Genomic DNA, 20,562 nt, shown 5'->3' with positions numbered 1-20,562 from the left:
ACCCCGATCAACCGGAAACTCCCCCACCCCGTCCCCACCCGAGACCAACAACTCCCACAACTGATCCGGACTCTCCACCCCACCCGGATACCGACACGCCATCCCCACGATCGCGATCGGCTCGTCGGAGCCTGCGGCGACGCCGGCCGTCGGCTCGGCGGTCGCCGCGCGCACGCCAGCTAACTCGGACCATACGTGGTCGGCGAGCGCGGCCGGGGTCGGGTAGTCGAAGACCAGCGTCGAGGCCAACCGCAGCCCGGTCGCCGCGTTGACCCGGTTACGCAGGTCCACCGCCGTCAACGAATCGAAACCCAACTCCCGGAACGCCCGATCCGCCGGCACCGCCTCCGCCCCACCGTGCCCGAGCACCTGGGCCACGAGACCCCGCACCAGCAGCGCGACCTGTGCACGGCCCTCGTCCTCGGTGAGCCCGGCGAGTCGCCCGGCCCACCCGCCGGTGTCCCGTCCCGCCTGCCGGCGGGTCGTGGTCGGTCCGGCGAGGGTACGCAGCATGGGCGGCACGGTCCCGTCGGTGGCCGCCGCGCGCAGGGCGGGCAGGTCGACCACCATGGGCACCAGGGCCGGCCGGCCGGCACCGCATGCGGCGTCGAAGAGCTCCAGCCCGGTCTGCGCGCTCATCGACATGAGGCCGGCCCGGGCCGACCGGGCCCGGTCCGTCTCGGACACCGAGGCGGCCATGCCGTCCGTGTCCCACATACCCCACGCGAGACTGACCCCCGGCAGACCCGCCTGACGCCGGACCACCGCCAGGGCGTCCAGAAACGCATTGCCTGCCGCATACGCCGCCTGCCCCGGCGAACCCAACACACCCGCCACGGACGAGAACAGCACGAACAGATCCAGATCCAGACCCGCCGTCGCCTCGTGCAGCCACCACCCGGCGGTGACCTTGGGAGCCAACACACCCGCCAACCGTTCCGGGCTGATCGCCGAGACCACCCCGTCGTCCAACACACCCGCCGTGTGCACCACACCCGCCAACCGACCCCCCGAGACCACCCCGGCGACCAGCCCCGCCACCTGCTCCCGATCCGTCACGTCACATGCCACCACCCGCACCGACGCACCCAGACCCGACAACCGCTCCACCAACACGTCCACACCCCGGGCCCCAGGGCCCTGCCGCGACGCCAGCACCAACGACCGCACCCCATACGCCGCGACCAGATGCTCCGCCACCAGCGCGCCCAGCGCACCCGTACCACCGGTCACCAGCACCGCGCCCTCACCGAGAGGCGACACCGACCCCGCCGACGCCCGCACCAGACGCGGCACGAACACGCCGCTCTCGCGGACGGCCAGTTGGTCGTCCCCGCCCCCTCTCACCACGCCGGCGAGCGTGGCGAGCAGCGCCGGCTCCACGTCGGCGTCGAGGTCGGCGAGGACGATCCGGCCCGGGTGTTCCGACTGGGCCGACCGCAGCAGGCCCCAGACGGCGGCCCCCGCCAGGTCCGCGATCGGGTCCCCGTCCCGCGCCGACACCGCGCCCCGGGTCAGCACCACCAGCCGCGTTTCGGCCAGGGCATCGGCGGCCAGCCACTCCTGGACCGCACGTAGCACGTCGGACGTCACCGTCCGTACCGTCTCGGGTAGGCCATCGGCCGGCTCGGCCACGCCGAGGACCGGCAGCACGAGCGCCTGGGGCGCGTCCGCACCCGCCGCGACGGCGTCCAGCACGGCCGCCACGTCCGGGTACGCCGGCAGCCCGGCCCGGGTCACCAGTTCCTCCGCACCGCCGGTCAGGAGCGCCCAGCCGGACGGCTGCCGGGCCGTCGGCGCCTCGCCGGCCTGCCAGCGCACCTCGAACAGCGACCGGGCCGCCGCGCCGGGGGCGGGCAGACCGGTCATCTCACGCAGGACGAGGGAGTCCACGGACACCACCGGCGCACCCGACCCGTCGGAAGCGACCAGCCGCACCGCGCTACCCGCCCGGGTCAGCCGTACCCGCAGGACCGAGGCGCCGGACGCGTGTACCTGCACGCCCCCGAACACGAACGGCACCCGCGGACCACCGGTCTCCCCCACGAGCAGCAACCCGACCGGATGCAACGCGGCATCCAGCAACGCCGGATGCACACCGAACCGGACAGCCTCCCCCACCACCTCACCCGGCAACGCGACCTCGGCAAACACCTCACCATCACCGACCCACACCCGCCGCAACCCCTGAAACACCGACCCATACCCCAGGCCATGCCCGGCAAGCGTCTCGTACCAACCCGCCAGATCCACCTCGGACACCCCGACCGGCGGCCACACACCCACCGTCGGCTCGTCCGGCACAGACGTCTCGAGGATGCCCTCCGCGTGCCGCACCCAGCCCGCTTCGGGGTCGTCGTCCTGGCGCGAGTAGATGGCCACGGCGCGCTGCGCGGAGCCGTCGGACGCCTCCACCCGTACCTGGACGCGCACACCGCCCGCCTCGGGTACGACCAGCGGCGCGGCGACGGTGAGTTCGCGTACCCGGGAGACGCCGACCTCGTCGCCGGCCCGCACGGCCAGCTCCACGAGCGCGGTGCCCGGGACCAGCGTCACGCCGGACACCGCATGGTCCGCCAGCCAGGGGTGTGTGGCCAGCGACAGCCGGCCGGTGAGCACCACCTCGTCGCCACCGGCCAGGTCCACTGCCGCACCGAGCATCGGGTGCCCGGCGTCGCCCAGCCCGGCCCCGGACACGTCGCCGACCCGGGGACGGCCCGCCCCGGGCCAGTACCGCTGGTGCTGGAACGCGTACGTCGGCAGGTCGACCCGCCGCGCGCCCGCACCGGCGAACCACTGCGCCCAGGTGACCGCAACCCCATGGACGTGCAGCTCACCCAGGGCAGCGAGCAGGGCCTCCACCTCGGACCGATCCCGACGCTGCGCAGCGACCGCGAGCACACCCCCGTCACCCGGCAAGATGTCACCGGCCAACGCGGTCAACACACTCTGCGGACCCACCTCCAGGAACGTGTCGACACCAGCAGCCCGCAGGGCCGCCACACCATCGGCGAACCGCACCGCCTCCCGCACATGCCGCACCCAGTAGTCGACACCGGTCAACTCCTGCGGATCAGCCAACGCCCCGGTCAGATTCGACACCACAGGCAGTAGCGGTGACGTGAAGGTCAACCCCGCGACCACGGCCCGGAACTCGGCGAGCATCGGCTCCATCAACGGACTGTGGAACGCATGACTCACCACCAACCTGCGCGTCCGCACACCCCGACCCCGCCACACCGCCTCCACCTCGTCCAAAGCCGCCAACTCACCAGACACCACCACCGACGACGGCCCATTCACCGCCGCCACACCCACCCGGTCATCCATGCCACCCAAGGTGGCCACCACGTCCACCTCGGACGCGTTCACCGCCAACATCCCACCACCCGCCGGCAACGCCTGCATCAACCGACCCCGCGCCGCCACCAACACACACGCATGCTCCAGCGACAACACCCCCGCCACGTACGCGGCGGTGACCTCCCCGACCGAATGACCACCCACGAAGTCCGGCACCACACCGAACGACTCCACCAACCGGAACAACGCCACCTCGACCGCGAACAACCCCGCCTGCGTAAACACCGTCCGATCTAACAACCCCGCCTCAACCGAGCCCACCTCGGCAAACAACACCCCCCGGAGCGGCTGCGGCAGTGCCCGGTCCAGATACCCACACACCTCGTCAAGGGCCGACGCGAACACCGGGAACGCCTCGTACAACTCCCGACCCATCCCGGCGCGCTGCGCACCCTGACCGGAGAAGAGCAGGGCGAGGTGCCCACGCTGTTCCGGGGTGCCGGTCAGCACCGGGCCCGACGGCTCACCGGCGGCGAGGGCGCGCAGGGCAGCCAGCAGGTCCTCACGGTCGGCGGCGGTCACCACGGCCCGCTGTTCGAGGGCCGGGCGGGTCGTCACCGACGACCAGCCCACGTCCACCGGACGCAACGTCTCGTCGCCTGCCAGCCAGTGGGCCCACCGGCCCGCCTGCGCGGCCAGGACCGTCTCCGACCGCGCCGACAGCAACACCGGCACCACCACCGGCACCCACAGCTCCGCAGCCTCGGTCACATCCGCCGTCGGCGGCTGCTCGATGATCACATGCGCATTCGTGCCGGAGATCCCGAACGACGACACCGCCGCCCGACGCGGCCGATCCACCACCGGCCACGGCATCGCCTCCGTCGCCAACGCCACCGCCCCCGCCGACCAGTCCACATGCGGCGACGGCTCATCCACATGCAACGACGCCGGCACCAGACCATGCCGCATCGCCATAACCATCTTGATCACACCCGCCACACCCGCCGCCGCCTGCGTGTGACCAAGATTCGACTTCACCGACCCCAACAACAACGGCCGACCCCCCGACCGACCCTGCCCATACGTCGCCAACAACGCCTGCGCCTCGATCGGATCACCCAGCGTGGTCCCGGTGCCATGCGCTTCGACAACATCCACATCCGCCGTCGACAGCCGCGCGTTGGCAAGAGCCTGACGAATCACCCGCTGCTGCGACGGACCATTCGGCGCCGTCAACCCATTCGACGCACCATCCTGGTTCACCGCACTACCCCGCACCACCGCAAGAACCCGGTGCCCACGCCGCTGCGCATCGGAAAGCCGCTCCACCAGGAGCACACCCACACCCTCACCCCAGCCGGTACCGTCCGCCGACGCCGCAAACGACTTACACCGACCATCAGCCGACAGACCCCGCTGCCGGGAGAACTCCACGAACGTCCCCGGCGTCGCCATCACCGTCACACCACCGGCCAGCGCCAGATCACACTCCCCCGACCGCAACGCCTGCGCCGCCAGGTGCAGGGCGACCAGCGACGACGAACACGCGGTGTCGACGGTGACCGCCGGACCCTCCAGACCGAAGGTGTACGCCACCCGACCCGACAGGACACTGCCCGACGTACCCGTACCGACATATCCCTCGGCGTCCGGAGGAAGGTCGGCCAGCCGCGAGGCGTAGTCGTGGTACATCACACCCGCGAACACACCCGTGCTGCTGCCGCGCAACCGCTGCGGATCCAGCCCGGCCGACTCGAACGACTCCCACGACGCCTCCAGCAGCAACCGCTGCTGCGGGTCCATGGCGACCGCCTCACGCGGCGAGATCCCGAAGAACCCCGGGTCGAAGTCCGCCGCCCCGGCCAGGAAACCGCCGTGCCTGGTGTACGAGGTGCCACTGCGGTCCGGGTCCGGATCGAACAACGACCCCAGGTCCCAGCCCCGGTCGGCCGGGAACTCGGAGATGCCCTCCCCGCCGCTGGCCAGCAGTGCCCAGAGCTGGTCCGGGCTGTCGACCCCGCCCGGGTAGCGGCAGGCCATCCCCACGATGGCGATCGGCTCGTCGGCGTCGACGGCCCGCACCGTCGACCGCCGGGCGGTGATCTGGCCGGAGACCTGCTCGTAAAGGTGCTCGGCGAGCGCGGCCGGGGTCGGGTGGTCGAAGACCAGCGTCGAGGCCAACCGCAACCCGGTCGCCGCGTTGACCCGGTTACGCAGGTCCACCGCCGTCAACGAATCGAAACCCAACTCCCGGAACGCCCGATCCGCCGGCACCGCCTCCACCCCACCGTGCCCGAGCACCTGCGCCACCAGACCCCGCACCAGCAGCGCGACCTGTGCACGGCCCTCGTCCGGGGTCAGGCCGGCCAGCCGGTCGGCCCAGTCGCCGCCCTGGCCGACCTGCCGACGGGCGACCGTCGCACCGACCAGGGCGCGCAGCACCGCCGGCACCTGGCCGCCGGCACCGAGGGCGGCCCGCATCGCCGGTACGTCGAGCACCGCAGGCACGAGCGCCGGCTGGCCCGCTCCCAGGGCGGCGTCGAGCAGTTCCAGTCCGGTCCGCGCGCTCATCGGGGTGACACCCGCACGCGCCGAACGGTTGCGGTCGGCCTCGGACACCGAAGCCGCCATACCCGGGGTGTCCCACATCCCCCACGCCAGACTGACCGCCGGCAGACCCACCTGCCGACGCTGCACGGCAAGCGCGTCCAGGAACGCGTTGCCCGCCGCGTACGACGCCTGACCCGGGGAACCGAGGACCCCCGCCATCGACGAGAACAGCACGAACAGGTCCAGGTCCAGCCCTGTCGTCGCCTCGTGCAACAGCCAACCGGCCGACACCTTCGGCGCCAGCACATCCGCCAGCCGTTCCGCGGTGATCGACGAGACCACACCGTCGTCGAGCACACCGGCGGTGTGCACCACACCGGCCAGCCGACCGGGAACACCGGCCACCAGCCCTGCCACCTGCTCCCGGTCCGTGACGTCACAGGCCACCACCCGGACTGCGGCACCCAGGCCGGACAACCGCTCCACCAGCACGTCCGCACCCGCAGCTGCCGGACCCTGCCGCGACACCAGCAGCAACGACCGCACGCCGTGCGCGGTGACCAGATGCTCGGCCACCAGGGCGCCGAGCGCCCCGGTACCGCCGGTGACCAGCACGGTGCCCTCACCGACAACCGGCGTGCCCCCCGCCGACGCCCGCACCAGACGCGGCACGAACACGCCGCTCTCGCGGACGGCGAGCTGACCGCCAGTCGGGGCCGGGTCGGCGGCGACCCGGGTCAGCAGGGCGAGGGCGCCCGCGTCCAGGTCGTCGACGTCGGCCAGGACGACGCGGCCCGGGTGCTCTGTCTGGGCCGAGCGCAGCAGGCCCCACGCGGCGGCGCCCGCCAGGTCGGTCACCGGTTCTCCGTCCCGGGTGGCCACGGCCCTCCGGGTCACGACGACGAGCTTCGTGTCGGCGAGCGCGCCGGCCGCCAGCCAGGTCTGTACGGCGGCCAGCACGTCGGCGGTGACCGCGCGGACGGTGTCCGGGACGGACGCCCCGGGGCCCGCGGCGGAGAGCGGCAGCAGCAGCGCGCGCGGCACCTCGGTCCGCCCCGCGTCGACCGCCTCGACAAGCGCCTCGACGGTCGGGAACGCCGGGAGGTCCAGGCCGCCGACCGGCAGGCCTCCGGAGAGCAGCACCCAACCGGAGGTTTCGTCGGCCGGGGTGACCTCCTCGGGCTGCCACGCGAGCGCGAACAGCGACCGGGCCGCCGCGCCGGAGGCCGGCAGACCGGTCATCTCGCGCAGGACGAGGGAGTCCACGGACACCACCGGCGCACCCGACCCGTCGGAAGCGACCAACCGCACCGCACTACCCACCCGGGTCAACCGCACCCGCAGAACCCCCGCCCCGGCAGCGTGCACCTGCACACCCCCGAACACGAACGGCACCCGCGGACCACCGGCCCCCTCCACCAGCAACAACCCGACCGGATGCAACGCGGCATCCAGCAACGCCGGATGCACACCGAACCGGACAGCCTCCCCCACCACCTCATCCGGCAACGCGACCTCGGCAAACACCTCACCATCACCGACCCACACCCGCCGCAACCCCTGAAACACCGACCCATACCCCAGGCCATGCCCGGCAAGCGTCTCGTACCAACCCGCCAGATCCACCTCGGACACCCCGACCGGCGGCCACACACCCACCGTCGGCTCGTCCGGCACAGACGTCTCGAGCACGCCGTCGGCGTGCCGCACCCAGTCGGCCTCCGGGTCACCCTCCGACTGGGCGTGGACGGCCACCGGCCGGCTGCCGGTCTCGTCGGCGGGACCGACGCGCACCTGCACACGCACCCCGCCGGTCTCGGGCAGCACCACCGGCGCGGCGATGGTCAGCTCCCGTACCCGGGACGCGCCCACCTCGTCGCCGGCCCGGACGGCCAGCTCGACGAGGGCGGTGCCGGGCACGATGACCGCGCCGGCGACGACGTGGTCGGCGAGCCAGGGGTGGGTGGCGACGGACAGCCTGCCGGTCAGGACGACCATGTCCTCCCCTGCGACGGTGACCGCCGCGCCGAGCAGCGGGTGCCCGGCGGCCCCGAGTCCGGCTCCGGTGACGTCGCCCGCGCGGGCCCGGCCCACGCCGAGCCAGTAGCGCTCGTGCTGGAACGCGTAGGTCGGCAGGTCGACCCGCTGCGGGTCCGTTCCGGCGTACCACTGGGTCCAGGTGACGGGGACACCGGTGACGTGCAGCTCGGCCAGGGCGTGCAGCAGGGCCTGCCCGGCGGACCGCTCCCGCCGCTGCGCGGCGACCACCAGGGCGTCGTCGGCGAGCAGGTCGGCGTTCAGAGCGGTGAGGACGCTCTGCGGGCCGATCTCCAGGTAGGTGCCGGCACCGGCGTCCCGGAGGGCGGCGACGCCGTCGGCGTACCGGACGGCCGCACGGACGTGCCGCACCCAGTAGTCGGCGTGGGTCAGCTCCTGCGGGTCGGCGAGCGCGCCGGTCAGGTTCGACACGACGGGCACCAGCGGCGCCCGGAACGTCAGGCCGGCGAGGACGGCCCGGAAGTCGGCGAGCATCGGCTCCATCAGCGGGCTGTGGAACGCGTGGCTCACCCGCAGACGACGGGTCCGCACGCCCCGGCCCTGCCAGGCGGCCTCCACCGCGTCGAGCACGTCGACGGCCCCCGAGACGACGACGGCGTTCGGCCCGTTGACGGCAGCGATGCCGAGCCGGTCGGTCAGGCCGTCCAGGGAGGCGAGCACCTCCGCCTCCGACGCGGCCACGGCCAGCATCCCGCCGCCCGTCGGAAGGGCCTGCATCAGCCTGCCCCGGGCGGCGACCAGCGCGCACGAGTCGGCCAGGGACAGCACCCCGGCCACGTGGGCGGCGGTGACCTCGCCGATGGAGTGCCCGCCGACGAAGTCGGGCACCACACCGAACGACTCGACCAGCCGGAACAGCGCCACCTCGACCGCGAACAGCCCGGCCTGGGTGAAGACGGTCTGGTCCAGCAGCTCCGCCTCGGGCGAGCCCTCGGCAGCGAACAGCACGTCACGGAGCGGCTGCGGCAGCAGCCCGTCCAGATGCCCGCACACCTCGTCGAGCGCCGAGGCGAACACCGGGAACCCGTCGTACAACTCCCGACCCATGCCGGCGCGCTGCGCGCCCTGGCCGGAGAAGAGGACGGCGAGCCGGCCGCGCGCCGGCCCCGTACCGGCGACGACCCCGACGGCGGGCGAGCCGGCGGCGAGCGCCCGCAGCCCGGCGAGCAGTTCGCCCCGGTCGGCGGCGGCGACCACGGCGCGGTGTTCGAGGACGGCGCGGCTGACCACTGACGACCAGCCGACGTCCACCGGGAGCCGGGTTTCGTCGGCGGCGAGCCGGCGGGCCCAGCGGTCGGCCTGCGCGGCGAGCGCGGCGTCGGAGCGGGCGGAGAGCAGCACCGGGGCGGGCCGGGCCCGGCCCGGCGTCGTCCCGGCCGGGACCGGCCGGGTGTCGGCGGGCGGCTGCTCGATGACGACGTGGGCATTGGTGCCGCTGACCCCGAACGAGGACACGGCGGCCCGACGCGGCCGGCCGGTCTGCGGCCACTGCCGCGCCTCGGTGAGCAGTTCGACCGAGCCCCCGGTCCAGTCGATGTGCGGGGAGGGCTCGTCGACGTGCAGGGTGGAGGGCAGGACGCCGTACCGCATCGCCATGATCATCTTGATGATGCCGGCCACCCCGGCCGCCGCCTGGGTGTGCCCGATGTTCGACTTGATCGAGCCGAGCCAGAGCGGCTCCCGGCCCTCCCGCTCCTGCCCGTACGTGGCAAGCAGCGCCTGCGCCTCGATCGGGTCACCGAGCGTGGTGCCGGTGCCGTGCGCCTCGACGGCGTCCACGTCCGCCGTGGACAGGCGGGCGTTCGCCAGGGCCTGCCGGATCACCCGTTGCTGCGACGGGCCGTGAGGCGCGGTCAGCCCGTTCGACGCGCCGTCCTGGTTGACAGCCGTTCCCCGCACCACGGCGAGGACGGTCCGGCCGTCCCGCCGGGCGTCGGAGAGCCGCTGCACCAGCAGCATGCCCACGCCCTCCGACCAGCCGGTGCCGTCGGCCGACGCGGCGAACGACTTGCACCGCCCGTCGGCGGCGAGCCCACGCTGGCGGGAGAACTCGACGAACGTGCCCGGCGTGGCCATCACCGTCACGCCGCCGGCCAGGGCAAGGTCGCACTCCCCCGACCGCAGCGCCTGCACGGCGAGGTGGAGCGCGACAAGCGACGACGAGCACGCCGTGTCCACGGTGACCGCCGGCCCCTCCAGGCCGAACGTGTACGCCACCCGGCCCGAGACGACGCTGCCGGAGTTGCCGGTGCCGATGTAGCCCTCCAGACCCTCGGGCAGCTCCTGCACCTGGGAGGCGTAGTCGTGGTACATCAGGCCGGCGAACACGCCCGTGCGGCTGCCCCGCACCCGCGCCGGGTCGATGCCGGCGGACTCGAACGTCTCCCAGGACGCCTCCAGCAGCAGCCGCTGCTGCGGGTCCATCGCGACCGCCTCGCGCGGCGAGATCCCGAAGAACCCCGGGTCGAACTCGGCCGCCCCGGCCAGGAAGCCACCGTGCCGCGCGTACGAGGTGCCGGCGTGGTCGGGGTCCGGGTGGAAGAGGGCGTCGAGGTCCCAGCCCCGGTCGGTGGGGAACTCGCCGATGCCGTCGCCGCCGGCGGTCAGCAGCTCCCAGAGCTGCTCGGGACTCTCCACCCCGCCGGGGTAGCGGCAGGCCATGCCGACGATGACGACCGGCTCGTCCACGCCGGTGGCGGCCACCGCGTCGGGGCGGGCCGCGATCTCGCCGGTGATCTGCTCGTGTACGTACGCCGCGAGGGCGGCGGGCGTCGGGTGGTCGAAGACCAGCGTCGAGGCCAGCCGCAGGCCGGTCGCCGCGTTGACCCGGTTACGCAGGTCCACCGCCGTCAACGAGTCGAAGCCCAGCTCCCGGAACGCCCGGTCCGCCGGCACCGCCTCCGCGCCGGCATGCCCCAGCACCTGCGCCACCAGGCCCCGCACGAGGGTGTCGACCTGGGCTCGGGCCTCGTCGGGGGCGAGCGCCGCGAGCCGCTGCGCCCAGCCGTCGGCCGCGCCACCGCCGGCCTGCCGCCGAACGGTGGCCGTGCCGACGAGGGCGCGCAGCATCGGCGGTACGCCGGCGGCGCTGGCCGCCGCCCGCATGGCCGGCAGGTCCACCACGGCCGGGACGAGGGCGGCGTCGGCGGCGGCGACCGCCGCGTCGAACAGCGCCATGCCGACCGGGGCGGTGATCAGACCGAGACCGGAGCGGGACACCCGGGACCGGTCGGTCGCGCTGAGCCCTGCGGCCATGCCGTCGGTGTCCCACATTCCCCAGGCCAGGGAGTGGGCGGGCAGCCCACTGTCGCGCCGGTGGGCGGCGAGGGCGTCGAGGAACGCGTTCGCCGCCGCGTACGCGCCCTGGCCCGGCGAGCCGAGCACCCCGGCGATCGAGGAGAACACGACGAACAGGTCGAGGTCGAGGTGGGCGGTGGCCTCGTGCAGCCACCAGCCGGCGTCGACCTTCGGGGCGAGCACCCGGGCCAGCCGGTCCGGGTCGATGCCGGTGACGACGGCGTCGTCGAGGACACCAGCGGTGTGCACCACCCCGGCGAGGCGCTCGCCGTCGGTGAGTCGGCCGACGAGCGACCGCACGGCGTCGACGTCGGTGACGTCGCAGGCGAGCACCCGGACGCGGGCGCCGAGGCCGGTCAGCTCGTCGGCCAGCTCGGCCGCACCGTCGGCATCGGGACCACGCCGGCTCACCAGGGCGAGTGAGTCCACGCCCCACTCGGTGACGAGGTGCCGGGCGAGCAGGCCGCCGAGCGCACCGGTGCCACCGGTGACGAGGACGGTGCCGCCGCGCAGACGCGGGTCGTCGACAGGTGGGGCGTCGGCGCGTACCAGCCGGGGGGTGAAAGCCACGTTCCCGCGGACCGCGAGCTGCGCAGTGGCCGGGTCGTCGGCGGCGGCCGCGAGCAGCGCGACGGCGGGTTCGTCGAGGTCCCGGTCGAGATCGGCCAGGACGATCCGGCCGGGGTGCTCGGACTGGGCGGAGCGGACGAGGCCCCACACGGCCGCGCCGACCAGGTCTCCGGGCGGGCCCGCGTCGCCGGGCCGCACCGCGTCGCGGGTGACCACGACGAGCCGGGCGTCGGCGTCGGCGGTCAGCCACCCCTGCAGCTCGGTGAGCACGGCGGCGGTGGCCGAGCGGACGGCGGCCGGCACAGCCTCCGCCGCCAGGCCGGCCGGCGTCGCGGGCACGGACAGCAGCACCAGCGGGGGTACGTCGCCGGCGGCGACCAGCTCGGCGACGCCCCGGTACGCGGGCGCGTCGGGCAGGGTCGGCACGGAGGCGCCGAGCAGCGCCCGTGCGACGGTCGACGGGGCGGGGACGAGCCGCTCGGCCTGCCAGGCGACCCGGAACAGCGACCGGGCGGCCAGGGTGGCCGCCGACGGGTCGATGCTTGTCAACTCGCGCAGCACGAGGGAGTCGACGGACACGACAGGCCGGTCGGTGTCGTCCACGGCGAGCATCCGCACCGCCGCGCCGGCCCGGGTCAGCCGGACCCGAAGGGTGTCCGCGCCGACGGCGTGGACCTGGACGCCCTCGAAGGCGAAGGGCGCCTTCGGGCCGGTGGTGCCGTCGCCGGGCAGCAGGGCGGTGGGGTGCAGGGCGGCGTCCAGCAGGGCGGGGTGCACGCCGAAGCCGGCGACCCCGTCGGGCGCGGCCACGGGCAGGGCCACCTCGGCGTAGACGGTGTCGTCGCCGGCCGTCCACGCCCGCCGCAGGCCCTGGAACGCCGGCCCGTACGTCATGCCGTGGCCGGCGAGGGCGTCGTACCAGCCGTCGAGGTCGACCTCGACGGCGTGCGCCGGGGGCCACGTGCCGAGGCCGACGTCCTCGGTCGGGTCGACCGCGGTGAGCACGCCCTCGGCGTGCCGCACCCACTCACCGTCCGGGTCGTGGTCGGGCTGGGAGTGCACAGCGACGGCCCGCCAGCCCGCGCCGTCGCGCGGGCCGACCCGGACCTGCACCCGCACCCCGCCCTGAGCGGGTAGCACGAGCGGGGCGGCGATGGTCAGTTCCCGTACCCGGCAGGGGCCGAACTCGTCACCGGCCCGCAGCGCCAGCTCCACGAGCGCGGTGCCGGGGACGATCACCGCGTCGGCGACCACGTGGTCGGCCAGCCACGGCTGGGCCGACACCGACAGCCGGCCGGTGAGCACGGCGGCGTCCTCGCCGGCCAGCCGGACGGCGGCGGCGAGCAGCGGGTGGCGGGCGGCGCCGAGGCCGGCGACGGAGACGTCCGAGGCGCGGCCGGCGGGACGCAGCCAGTACCGCTCCTCGGCGAAGGCGTACGTGGGCAGGTCGACCCGGGTGGCGGCGGCACCGAAGACCGGGGCCCAGTCGACGGTGCCACCGGCGGCGAAGAGTTCCGCCAGGCCGGTGAGCAGGGCGCGCGGCTCGGGGCGGTCCCGGCGCTGGGTCGGCACCGCCACCACGGCTTCGCCGTCCCCGCCGAGGGCCTCCCGTACCAGCGCGGTGAGGACCGGGCCGGGCCCGACCTCGACGAACGTGTCGACGCCGGCGGCCCGCAGGGCCGCGATCCCGTCAGCGAACCGGACCGCATCCCGGACGTGCCGCACCCAGTAGTCGACACCGGCCAACTCCTGCGGGTCGGCCAGCGCCCCGGTCAGATTCGACACCACAGGCACCAACGGCGTCGAGAACACCAACCCGTCCAGCACCGCCCGGAACTCCGCCAACATCGGCTCCATCAACGGACTGTGGAACGCGTGGCTCACCGTCAACCGACGCGTCCGCACACCCCGACCCCGCCAAACCCGCTCCACCTCGTCCAAAGCCGCCAGCTCACCGGACACCACCACCGACGACGGCCCATTCACCGCCGCCACACCCACCCGACCCACCACACCATCCACAGTCGGCAACACGTCCGCCTCGGACGCCGCCACCGCCAACATCCCGCCACCCGCCGGCAACGCCTGCATCAACCGACCCCGCGCCGCGACCAGCGTGCACGCGTGCTCCAGCGACAACACCCCCGCCACATACACGGCCGTGATCTCCCCGACCGAATGACCACCCACGAAGTCCGGCACCACACCGAACGACTCCACCAGACGGAACAACGCCACCTCGACCGCGAACAACCCCGCCTGCGTGAACACCGTCCGATCCAACAACCCCGCCCCAGCCGAACCCGCCTCGGCGAACAACACCGGCCTCAACGGCTGCGGCAACAGACCATCCAGGAACCCACACACCTCATCGAGAGCCGACGCGAACACCGGGAACGCCTCGTACAACTCCCGACCCATGCCGGCGCGCTGCGCACCCTGACCGGAGAAGAGCACCGCGAGCTGGCCACGGTCGGCGGCGCGGCCGGTCACGACGGCGTCGGTGGGCTCGCCGACGGCGAGGGCGCGCAGCCCTGCGGTCAGCTCGTCGTGGTCGGCGGCGAGCAGCACGGCCCGGTGCTCCAACGCCGCGCGGGCGGTCGCCGACGTCCAGCCGACGTCGACCAGCCGGGGCCGGTCGGCGGCGGCGAACCGGTCGGCCCAGCGGTGGGCCTGCCGGGCGAGCCCGTCGCCGCGGGCGGAGAGCAGCACCGGCACGAGCGGCGGCGGGGCGGACTCGACCACCTCGCCGTCGACGACCTCGGCCGGCGGCTCCTCGACGATGACATGCGCGTTGGTGCCGCTGACCCCGAACGAGGAGACGGCGGCGCGGCGCGGCCGGCCGGTCTCCGGCCAGGGACGGGCCTCGGTGAGCAGCTCGACCGCACCGGCCGACCAGTCGACGTGCGGGGTGGGCTCGTCGACGTGCAGGGTGCGGGGCAGGACGCCGTGCCGCAGCGCCTGGACCATCTTGATCACGCCGGCGACGCCGGCGGCGGCCTGGGTGTGGCCGATGTTCGACTTGATCGAGCCGAGCCAGAGCGGCTCCCGACCGTCCCGGTCCTGCCCGTACGTGGCGAGCAGCGCCTGCGCCTCGATCGGGTCGCCCAGGATGGTGGCGGTGCCGTGCGCCTCGACGGCGTCCACGTCGGCGGCGGTGAGGCCGGCGTTGGCCAGGGCGGCCCGGATCACCCGCTGCTGCGACGGCCCGTTCGGTGCGGTCAGCCCGTTGGACGCGCCGTCCTGGTTGACCGCGCTGCCCCGGACGACGGCGAGGATCCGGTGGCCGTTGCGCCGCGCGTCGGAGAGCCGCTCGACCAGCAGCACGCCGACGCCCTCGCCCCAACCGGTGCCGTCGGCGGCGGCGGCGAAGGAGCGGCAACGACCGTCGGCGGCGAGCCCGCCCTGCCTGGTGAACTCGACGAACGCGCCCGGAGTGACCATGAGGTTCACGCCGCCGGCGATCGCCAGCCCGCACTCGCCCTGCCGCAGCGACTGCACCGCCAGGTGCAGCGCGACCAGCGACGACGAGCAGGCGGTGTCCACTGTGACGGCCGGCCCCTCCAGACCGAACGTGTAGGCGACCCGCCCCGAGATGACGCTGTGCGCGCCGCCGGTGAGCCGGTAGCCGTCCAGGTCGGGGGTCTCGTCGCCGGTGCCGTAACCGGACGGGGACGCGCCGACGAAGACGCCGGTGGAGGTGCCGTGCAGGGCGTCGGACGTGACGCCGGCCTGCTCGAACGCCTCCCAGGTGGCTTCCAGCAGCAGCCGCTGCTGCGGGTCCATGGCCAGCGCCTCACGCGGCGAGATGCCGAAGAAGACCGGGTCGAATTCGCCTGCCCGGTCGATGAACCCGCCGTGCCGGGTGGACGAGCGGCCGGACGCCCCGGGGTCGGCCGCAAGCAGCCGGTCGATATCCCAGTACCGGTCGGTGCGGAACTCGGTGATCCCGTCGCGGCCCTGCGCGACCAGGTCCCACAGCCCGTCGGGGTCGCTGACCCCACCCGGGTAGCGGCAGCTCATCCCGACGATGGCGATCGGCTCGTCGGTGCGGGCGGCACCGGCGGCGGTGGCGGGCGTCCCGGTGGGGGCGGCCCCGGCGTCGTCCAGGCGCAGCAGGGACGCCAGGTGCCCGGCCAGGGTCGCCGGGTTGGGGTAGTCGAAGACCAGGGTGGTGGGCAGGGCCAGCCCGGTCGCGCCGGTGAGCTGGTTGCGCAGCTCGACGGCGGTCAGCGAGTCGAAACCCAGCTCCTGGAACGCCCGCCTGGGCCGCACGGCGTCGGTGCCGGCGTGGCCGAGCACGGCGGCGGCGTGGTCGCGGACCAGGTCGGTGAGCTGGCGGTCCCGTTCGGCGCGGGGCAGGGCGAGCAGCCGCTGACGCAGCTCACCGGCAGAGTCGGCGACCTCGTCGGCGGGGCGGGGGGACAGGGCGTCGCGCGCCTCGGGGATGTCGGCGAGCAGCGGCCGGGGCCGGGCGGACGCGTACGCGGGGGCGAAGTGCGCCCAGTCGATGTCGGCGACGGTCAGGCAGGTCTCGCCGTGCTCGACGGCGCGGCGCAGGGCGAGCAGCGCGGCGGCCGGCTGCATCGGGTTGAGGCCGCGGCGGCTGAGCAACCGCTGGGCCTCCTCGGTGGTGGCCATGCCGCCCTCGGCCCAGGCGCCCCAGGAGATCGAGGTGGCGGTGAGTCCCCGGGCGCGACGCTGCTCGGCGAGCGCGTCGAGGTACGCGTTCGCGGCCGCGTACGCGCCCTGCCCGCCGCTGCCCCACACCCCGGAGATCGAGGCGAACGTGACGTACGCGTCGAGCTGCCGGTCGCCGAGTAGCTCGTCGAGGTACCCGGCGCCGGCGGCCTTGCCGGCCATGACGTGGTCGAACACGTCGAGGTCGGTGTCGACAAGCGGGGTGAGCTGGGTGATGCCGGCGGCGTGCAGCACGGCGGTCAGCGGGGCTGCGTCGTCCAGCCCGGCGACCAGCGCGGCCACCTGGTCACGGTCGGCCATGTCGCAGGCCACGACGCTGACCCGTACGCCGGTGGCAGCCAGCTCGTCGGCCAGCTCGCGGGCGCCGGCGGCGTCGAGGCCACGGCGGCTGGTCAGCACCAGGTGCTCGGCGCCGTTGTCGGCGAGCCAGCGGGCCGCCTGCGCGCCGATGGCACCGGTGCCGCCGGTGACCAGCACGGTGCCGCGCGGTCGCCACGGGGTGACCTGTCCGGCGGCGCGGGCGGTGGTGCGGGTGAGCCGCCGCACGAAGGTGCCGGAGGGGCGGATGGCGAACTGGTCCTCGTCCCCGGCGTCGGCGAGGATGCGGGCGACCTCCGTCCAGGTGGCGGCGTCCGGCTCGGCGGGCAAGTCGACCAGGCCGCCCCAGGCGCGGGGGTGTTCCAGGCCGATGACCCGGGCCAGACCCCACAGCGCGTGCTGGGCGGCGCTGGCGACCGGCTCGGTGGGTCCGGTGCCGACGCCGCCCCGGGTGACGCACCACAGCGGCACAGTCAGGTCGGCGTCCTGCGTCGCCTGCACGAGGCGGGTGGTGGCGACCAGCCCGGTGGGGATGCCCGGGTGGCCGGGGTACTCCGCGTCGGCCAGGCCGAGCAGGGAAACCACGGCGGTCGGCGGCGTCTCGCGGTGCCCGGCCAGCCGCTCGGTCAGCTCCTGCCGGGTGACCTGGGCCGGGTCGACGGCCAACGTCCGCACGGTCACCCCGTCGGGAAGGGCGGCGGCGAGCAGGTCCAGCCAGCCGTCCACTGCCGCGTCGGGGGCGGGCCGCACCACGAGCAGATCGCCGGCAAGGGTGGCCCCGCCGGACGGGGTGGCGGGCTTCCACACCACCCGGTACGACCAGCCGTCCAGCACCGCCCGCTGGAGCCGGGCCCTGCGCCAGGACGACAGCACGGGCAACGCCGGAGCGAGCACCTCCGCGTCGGCGGCGCCGCCCTCGAGCTGGGCGGCCAGCGCCGCCACGTCGGAGCGTTCCACGGCCGACCAGAACTCGACGTCGACGACATCGGGGCTGACCGGCCCGGCGGCGGCGGGCATGGTCCGCTCGGGCCAGTAGCGCTGGCGCTGGAAGGCGTACGTGGGCAGGTCGGTGAGGATCGGCGCGGGGGCGAGGACCCGGCGGTGGTCCACCGGCAGCCCGTTCGCGTGGGCGGTGGCGAGGCTGGTGAGCAGCCGGAGCGCCGCATCCTCGCCGCGACGCAGGGTGGCCAGCGCCCGACCGGTGGTGCCGGTGTCGTCGAGGATCGCGGTCAGCGACATCGTCAGCACCGGGTGCGGCGAGACCTCGACGAAGTCCGTATGCCCGGCGGCGATCGCGGTCCGCACGGCGGTGTCGAACAGCACCGGCAGGCGCAGGTTGTCGGCCCAGTAGTCGGCGTCCATCCGGGCACCGTCGCACCAGGTCCCGGTGACCGTGGAGACGATCCGGACGTCGCCCTCGCGCGGGGTGAGACCGGCCAGTTCGGTGCGTACCCGGTCGGCGACCGGTTGCACGGCCGGGGAGTGCGAGGCGTAGTCGACGGCCACGGGCCGGGCCCGGACGCCGTCGGCGACGCACGCCGCGACCAGGTCCGCGACGGCCTGCGGCGGCCCGGCGACCGCCGTGGTGCCGGGGCCGTTGACGACGGACACGGTGACGCCCTCGGGGAGGCGTGCCGTGACCTCGGCGGCCGGCAGGTCGATCGCGGCCATCGCCCCGGTGCCGGCGATGGCGGCCAGCGCCCGGAGCCGCAGCGCCAGGACCTTGACCGCGTCGGCCAGCGACAGCACCCCGGCCACGTGGGCGGCCACGATCTCACCCTGGGAGTGGCCGATCACGGCCCGGGGGGTCATCCCGGCGTGCCGCCACAGCCGGGCCAGGCCCACGCCGACGGCGAACAGGGCCGGCTGGGCGACCTCGGAGCGGGCCAGCCACGAGTCGTCGGTACCGGTCAGCACGGCGACCACGTCGATGTCGAGCCACCTGTCGAACTCGGCCTGGCACTCGGCGAGGGCCTCGTCGAAGACCGTGCAGGTGCCGATCAGCCCGACCGCCATCGCCACGTGCTGCGCGCCCTGACCCGGGAAGACCCAGACCGGGCCCTCGCCCGACTCACCTGCCACGCCGGTGACGACGGTGCCGGCCGGGGTGCCGGCGGCGAGGGCGTCCAGCCCGGCCAGGAGCTGCGCCGGGTCGACGGCCACCACGGCCGCCCGGTGCTCGAACGCGGACCGGGTGGTGGCCAGCGACCAGGCCAGTCGGGCCGGGTCGACGTCGTCGTGGGCGCGGACGTACCGGGCGAGCCGGGCGGCCTGCTCCCGCAGGGCGGGCGTGGAGCGGGCCGACAGCGACCAGACCGTGGCGGGGGTGGCGAGCAGGCCGGGCTGCTCCGGTACGGGAGCCGGGACGGGCTCGGCCTGTTCGAGGATGACGTGGGCGTTGGTGCCGCTGATGCCGAACGACGACACGGCCGCCCGGCGGGGCCGGTCCAGCTCCGGCCAGGGCCGGGCCTCGGTGAGCAGCTCGACCGCACCGGCCGACCAGTCGATGTGCGGGGACGGCTCGTCGACGTGCAGCGTGGCGGGCAGGACGCCGTGCCGGATGGCCATCACCATCTTGATGACGCCCGCGACACCGGCGGCCGACTGGCTGTGCCCCATGTTCGACTTGATCGAGCCGAGCCACAGCGGGTCGCCCCCACCGCGCTCCTGCCCGTACGTGGCGAGCAACGCCTGCGCCTCGATCGGGTCGCCGAGAGTGGTGCCGGTGCCGTGCGCCTCGACGGCGTCCACGTCGGCGGTGGTGAGCCGGGCGTTGCTCAGCGCCTGCCGGATCACCCGCTGCTGGGCGGGGCCGTTCGGGGCGGTGAGCCCGTTCGACGCACCGTCCTGGTTGATCGCGCTGCCCCGGATGACGGCGAGGATCCGGTGGCCGTTGCGCTGGGCGTCGGAGAGGCGCTCGACGAGCAGCAGGCCGACCCCCTCGGCCCAGCCGGTGCCGTCCGCGGCGGCGGCGAACGACTTGCACCGCCCGTCCGAGGCGAGTCCGCGCTGCCGGGAGAAGCCGACGAAGGGGCTGGGGGTGGCCATGACGCAGACGCCGCCGGCCAGGGCCAGGTCGAATTCGCCGGCCCGCAGCGCCTGGCAGGCCAGGTGCAGCGCGACCAGGGACGACGAGCAGGCGGTGTCGACGGTGACGGCCGGTCCCTCCAGACCCAGCGCGTACGCGATCCGCCCGGAGACGACGCTGGTGACGGTGCCGGTCAGCAGGTAGCCCTCGTCGGCGCCGTCCGCGCCGCCGTCCTGCCCGACGCCGTAGCCGTTGGCGGCGGTGCCGACGAACGCGCCGACCTTCTGACCCCGCACGGACGAGGGGGCGATGCCGGCCGACTCGAACGCCTCCCAGGACGTCTCCAGCAGCAGCCGCTGCTGCGGGTCCATCGCCAGCGCCTCGCGCGGGGAGATGCCGAAGAAGTCGGCGTCGAACTCCGCCGCGTCGTAGAGGAAGCCGCCCTGCCGGGTGCTGGAGCGGCCAGACTGCTCGCCGGTCGGGTCGTACAGGTTGTCCAGGTCCCAGCCCCGGCCGGTGGGGAAGCCGCCGATGGCGTCCCCACCGGAGGCCACCAGGTCCCACAGCTGGTCCGGGTCGGACACCCCGCCCGGGTAGCGGCAGGACATCGCGACGATCGCGATCGGCTCCCGGGCCGCCGCAGTCAGCTGCTGGTTGAGCTGCTTGAGCCGGCTGGTCTCCTTGAGCGAAGCCCGAAGCGCCTCGACGGCCTTATCTGCTGACGTGGACATCAT

General features: G+C 74.7%; 1 protein-coding gene. It reads right to left on the bottom strand.

The genetic code is table 11. The features are described from left to right. Window positions 1-20,559, bottom strand: a 20,559-nt coding sequence (locus tag AC0AIB_RS27165) for a type I polyketide synthase (protein WP_465097737.1), incomplete at its 3' end; no start/stop codon positions are given. Window positions 20,560-20,562: the final 3 nt, after the last annotated feature.

The sequence above is a fragment of the Micromonospora sp. DSM 43699 genome, from assembly GCF_055517075.1.
This window is presented reverse-complemented; position numbering and strand designations above follow the sequence as displayed.